Annotated in this window: 4 protein-coding genes; all 4 read left to right on the forward strand. The window is 47.5% G+C overall.

Annotated features, from left to right (window positions below; all coding sequences use genetic code 11):
• Positions 1-579 precede the first annotated feature (579 nt).
• Entirely contained in the window at positions 580-1854 is a 1275-nt protein-coding gene (locus tag ACXLDX_RS03120; RefSeq protein ID WP_457575735.1) for a TRAP transporter large permease, read from the forward strand.
• Positions 1855-2000: 146 nt separating this feature from the next.
• On the forward strand, positions 2001-3155 hold the full coding sequence (locus ACXLDX_RS03125) for a TRAP transporter substrate-binding protein (RefSeq protein WP_457575732.1): 1155 nt from the start codon (positions 2001-2003) through the stop codon (positions 3153-3155).
• Between the two features lie 229 nt (positions 3156-3384).
• On the forward strand, positions 3385-4560 hold the full coding sequence (locus tag ACXLDX_RS03130; RefSeq protein WP_457575733.1) for a threonine synthase: 1176 nt from the start codon (positions 3385-3387) through the stop codon (positions 4558-4560).
• Between the two features lie 517 nt (positions 4561-5077).
• Positions 5078-5461: hypothetical protein (locus ACXLDX_RS03135; RefSeq protein ID WP_457575734.1), on the forward strand; the 384-nt coding region annotated here is incomplete at its 3' end.

Genomic DNA, 5461 nt, shown 5'->3' on the forward strand with positions numbered 1-5461 from the left:
TTTGCCGCAGTTCCGGTTTCTGCTGCCCTGACCGCATTCCAGATTTTTGCAGCCATGTTCCGCTCAGTAGAACCGTCCGCCCGGGGGATGACCCATACTCAATAGGAGCCAAAGCACAACTGTTCACGGTTGACGTGTGGATAAGAACCATTGAATATCTGGTGGAAAATTGTCTTCTTGATTTCTTGTTTGTATGACGGTGACAATTCAGAAGTAATAGTAATTACTCACAGGTACCCCAGCTTTTCACGGTCTCTTTTATCCGCATAGTAGGCTATAGCGAACAAAAGAGCCTGCAAAAATCTGCGGCACCTGTGAGCAATTACAGTTCAGAGGTAATAAAATCACATATTTGCTACCCCTGTGAGTAGTTGCAAGTAATAAAAACATACGGCCACCTTGAAAAATTGGTTTTTCGCCCGATCTCTGTGTTACAGCGAAAAGAAAAATGCCCACATATGACCAATATGCTGCGCTTTTTATTTTGACTGTTCCCTGATCCTGAACGAAAAATCTAATTTTCCAAGGCACCCATACAGTTTTCAATCCTGTGAGTAGTTACAATAGGAGGATGTCGTGATTGCAGTTCTGCTGATCTTTTTTTTCTTTATTCTTATCGGTCTTCCCATCGGGGTGACTCTCGGGGTTGCAGGAATAGCCGGGCTGGTTCAGATCGGGGGAGACAATTTCCTTATGATGGCACCCAAACGTTATTTTGAGGGATTGGATCTGTTCACCTTTATGGCCATGCCCTTTTTTATTCTGGCGGGAGAGATCATGAACCGTTCCGGTATTACAGAAAAGCTGGCTGATTTTGCCAACGCCCTTGTGGGATATCTGCGGGGAGGGCTTGCCCATTCCAATATGATAGCTTCGGTCCTTTTTGCCGGTATGACCGGCGCCGCGGTGGCTGATACCGCGGCGTTCGGTAATACCCTGGTGCCGGCCATGGTTAAACAGGGATATACCCGGCCGTTTTCCTGTGCAGTAACCGTTGCCGGCTCGATTATCGGCCCCACGATTCCGCCATCAAATCTTATGGTAATTTACGGTTCACTCATGGGGGTTTCCATCGCCGGTCTTTTTGCCGCCGGTATTGTCCCGGGTCTGCTCATCTGCGCTTTGTGCATGTGCGTGATCGCCCTGCTGGGCAGAAGGCTCAACCTGCCGAAAAGTAAAGAACAGTTCAGTTTACTACGGATTTTCCGGGCGTTTAAATCCAGTTTCCTGGCCATTCTCATGCCGGGGATTATTCTGGGAGGTATTCTTTTCGGTATTGTGACGCCCACCGAGGCCGCAGCGATTGCGGTCTTTTACGCACTGTTCATTGGTGTGGTGGTCTATCGTGCTCTGAGCTTTAATGATATCGTGGAAATGCTTATCCGCACGGCCAGAATTACCGGTATTGTTTTTCTCATAATAGCAAGTGCCTCTATTTTGAGCTGGTGGATGACTTTCATGCAGATCCCGCAGAAAATTGCCGCATTTTTCCTGTTTCTCTCCAGTAATCCGAATGTCATTATTACGTTGATACTCTGTTTGCTTCTGGTGGTGGGCATGTTTATGGATATCAATGCCGCCCTGATCATACTGGCTCCTGTGCTGGGGCCGCTGACCAAGACCATCGGCATGGATCCGGTACATGCCGGTATAATGATCGTGCTGGCATTGAATATATCATTGATGACACCGCCGGTGGGGGCCTGCCTGTTTGTCATGTCGTCGGTTACCGGAGAACGAATCGAAAAAATCAGCATGTCCCTGATTCCGTTTCTGGTGGTGGAAATCGCCATTCTCTTTCTTGTTGCATTCTGGGATGAGATGACGCTGTTCATTCCGAGACTGCTTATGTAGCGTAATTACTCACAGGTACCCCCAGCTTTTCACGGTCACTTTTGTCCGCATAGGTAGGCTATAGCGAAGAAGAGCCTGCAAAAATCTGCGGCACCTGTGAGCAATTACAGTTCAGAGGTAATAAACTCACAGAATTGCTACCCCCTGTGACCAATTACTATGTAGCGTGTCCGGAAACAATTCATGATCCGGGTCGGGGAGAGGTCAGCAGTGCCGATCGGTCAATGAATGAGACTACAAAAGGCAACAAGGTTGCCAAAATGGAGGAGGTTAAGATGAAAGCTGTTAAAGTGCTATCCGTTGTTTTCATAGCAGTCCTGTTTTCAATTATGACAGTTGCAGGTTCAGCCCTGGCGGCTAAAACCATCAAACTGCACCATCTTAATAAGGATGATCCGTTTGACAATCCCACCGGTGCAATGGCCACTGTGTTTAAAAGCCTTGTGGAAGCAGGAACCAACGGTTCCGTTTTGGTAAAAACCTTTCCAAGCGGTCAGTTGGGTAAGGATAAGGATGCCCTCCAGCAGGTCAAAGCCGGTGTTATTGAGTCGGGTATTCATTCAGTGGGTGGTTTTGCCTCTGTCTATCCCCTGATCGGTATCCTGGATATTCCTTTTGCTTTCCCCAATATCAGCAAAACTTATGAGGTGTTTGACGGTCCTTTCGGTAAAAAACTGGCTGCAGACATTGAAAAGAGAACCGGTCTGCATGTCCTGGGATTTGGCGATTCAGGCGGCTTTTTTCAGCTGACCAACTCAAAGCATCCCATTCATTCTCCAGCCGATATGGCCGGCCTGAAGATCAGGACCATGGGACTTGATACCCATAAAGCGATTATTACAGCCATGGGTGGACAGCCTGCTGCCATTTCCTGGTCGGAGGTGTATACCGCACTGCAGACCGGTGTAGCCGATGGCCAGATGAATCCCATTCCTATCATTGCCTTTGCCAAATTTCAGGAAGTTCAGAAATATCTGACCCTCAGTGGACATCTTTTTGCGCCCTACGTCTGGACGATGAACAGTAAGTTCTGGAACAGCCTTACAGACAATGAAAAAGAAGTGGTCAGTTATGCGGCGAAATCGGCAATTGTAGCCGGACGGGGCATGGGACGTGTTATTGAGGCTTCCGACAGGGGACTGAAAGAACTTTCGAAAACCATGGAGGTCAACACTCTTACCGCCGCAGAAAAAGAGACCTTTAAAAAGGCTGCCGTGCCTGCGGTCAAGAAATTGATCGTTGAAAAATTCGGTGCCGATGGTGAGGAGCTGCTGAATGCGTTTCTTCAAGCTGTCAAATAGATCATCTGTCTTGAACCTGTAATAATCCTGAATCCTGCACAACGTAACTGCTTATGGGGGCGGCAGTTCTATGATTTTCTCATTTTCTGATATGCAGGATTCAGGAACAAACCGGCATGGCCGGACTCCATGGCTCGGCTACAGCAGACTGATGGAAATCCCAACTGCGGCGATGCGATCTTAGGCCGCGGATTTTCGGATAAAATGATTTTTCTCGGAGAATGAGGGCATGGAGTTTAATTATCGCTGCAGTGTCTGCAGCGCGACGTATGATATTGTGCCGGAGATTATGGTGTGTCCGGACTGTTCTGCTCAACAGCGACAGGATCAGCCTTTAAAGGGCATCCTTGAGGTTGAGCTGCATGGGAATATTGAACCTGGTTTTAAAATTTCTGATCTGCTTTGCGTGGAACCCCAATATTTTCCTGTCATACCTGTAGGCAATACGCCACTGTGGATACCGGTAAATATTCGGGAAAAAACGGGATTCAGGAACCTGTTTATAAAGGATGACAGTTCAAACCCCACCTCGTCCTTCAAAGACAGGGCCTCATTATTGGTTTCCGCCTTCGCCTGTAAATCCGGCATTAGTGATATCACTCTGGCTTCGACGGGCAATGCCGGTTCATCCATGGCCGGTGTAGGAGCTGCCGCGGGGCAGAGAGTAACACTGTTTCTGCCAAAAGCGGCACCCCCGGCCAAACTGGTGCAGGCTCTGCAATACGGGGCAAAGGTGTACCGGGTCAATGGCAATTACGATATGGCCTATGAAATGTCACTGGAATTTTCAAGGCAAAGGGGAGGTATCAACAGGAATACAGCCTATAATCCACTGACCATTGAAGGAAAAAAAACAGTTTCCCTGGAACTGTTCAAACAACTGGCAAAGGCCCCTGATGTCATCTTTGTGTCAGTTGGAGATGGTTGTATCCTGGCTGGTGTTTACAAGGGGTTTCGTGACCTGCTGAAAATGGGATTGATTCTTTCGATCCCGAAGATTATAGGTGTGCAAGCTGGAACTTCTGATGCCCTCAGCAGAGCTTTTCATTCGGGTATATTTGAAAATCGGCCCACATCAACGGTTGCGGATTCTATCTGTGTTGATGTGCCCCGAAACGGGATTCATGCACTTGGTCTTCTCAATCGGTTTGATGGCGAGATGGTGACTGTTTCAGATCAGGAAATTCTCGCAGCCCAGGCAGATCTTTCCGCTTCCACCGGTCTCTTTACCGAACCTGCCGGAGCTGCATCCTATGCCGGGTTTCTGAAATGCCGGCACGGACTGGATGCGGATAAAACCGTTGTTATTCTGGCCACCGGAAACGGTTTGAAAGACTGCGAGTCTGCGGCCCTGGCCGTTGAAATTCCGGAAAAAACTATAAATTCAATTGAAGAGATATTTTAACAGTAATTGCTCACCTGCCACGGATTTGTACAGGCCTTTTGACCGCTGTAACCTACCTGTGCGAACAAAAGAGACCGTGAAAAACCTGTATGGTTGTGGGTGATTATCACCTAACGTAACTACTCACAGGGGTAGCAAATATGTGATTTTATTACCTCTGAACTGTAATTGCTCACAGGTGCCGCAGATTTTTGCAGGCTCTTTTGTTCGCTATAGCCTACTATGCGGACAGAAGAGACCGTGAAAAGCTGGGGTACCTGTGAGTAATTACTCAAGTTTTTCATTGTTCTTTTTTATAGGTCTGAACCCACTCTGAGTTCAGAGTAGCTCTTGTACTTATCCTGTCCTGCATTATCATAATTCATTAGGTGATTCCAGTCACGAAAACATATCCTGATTACCGTCCAGAGGTAATAAATTTACCCCTGTGACTAATCACGACTGGAGAGGTACCCGCTTTATCAGGCCGAGTTTTGTACATGATCTGAAAACATATTGCAATATTGAGGAGACAGGAATGGCTGGTATCGGAAATATGACGAAGGTAAAAGTTTCCATTCTGGCCGGCAGTGAGGAAGAGAAGTATGATCTCGTTCCGGAGCCGGTTTCATTTGAGTTTATTTTTGGTGTCGGAAGCGAAGGATTCTGCCATTTTGAATCCCGGATGTACGGTAAAAAAGTTGGAGAATCAGTCAGATTTTCTGTCACCGCCGACGAATTGCATGAAACCTTTGCTCATCTGCGGCGTGACCTGTTTGCAAATCTTGGCCTCGCAAAAAGAAAGTACCCTCTCTTTTTTGAATTCAGTGTGGAAGAGATTGCTGCAGCCGATAATCGTGAACTTGTCCAGTCCATAGCCAGGGCCGTTGCCAGTGGTGGTTGCGGAGGAGGATGTGATTGC

Source organism: Desulfomarina sp., assembly GCF_054039375.1.

Coding starts and splice junctions, on each gene's coding strand:
- ACXLDX_RS03130 (WP_457575733.1), top strand. CDS start 3,385: ATGGAGTTTAATTATCGCTGCAGTGTCTGCAGCGCGACGTATGATATT.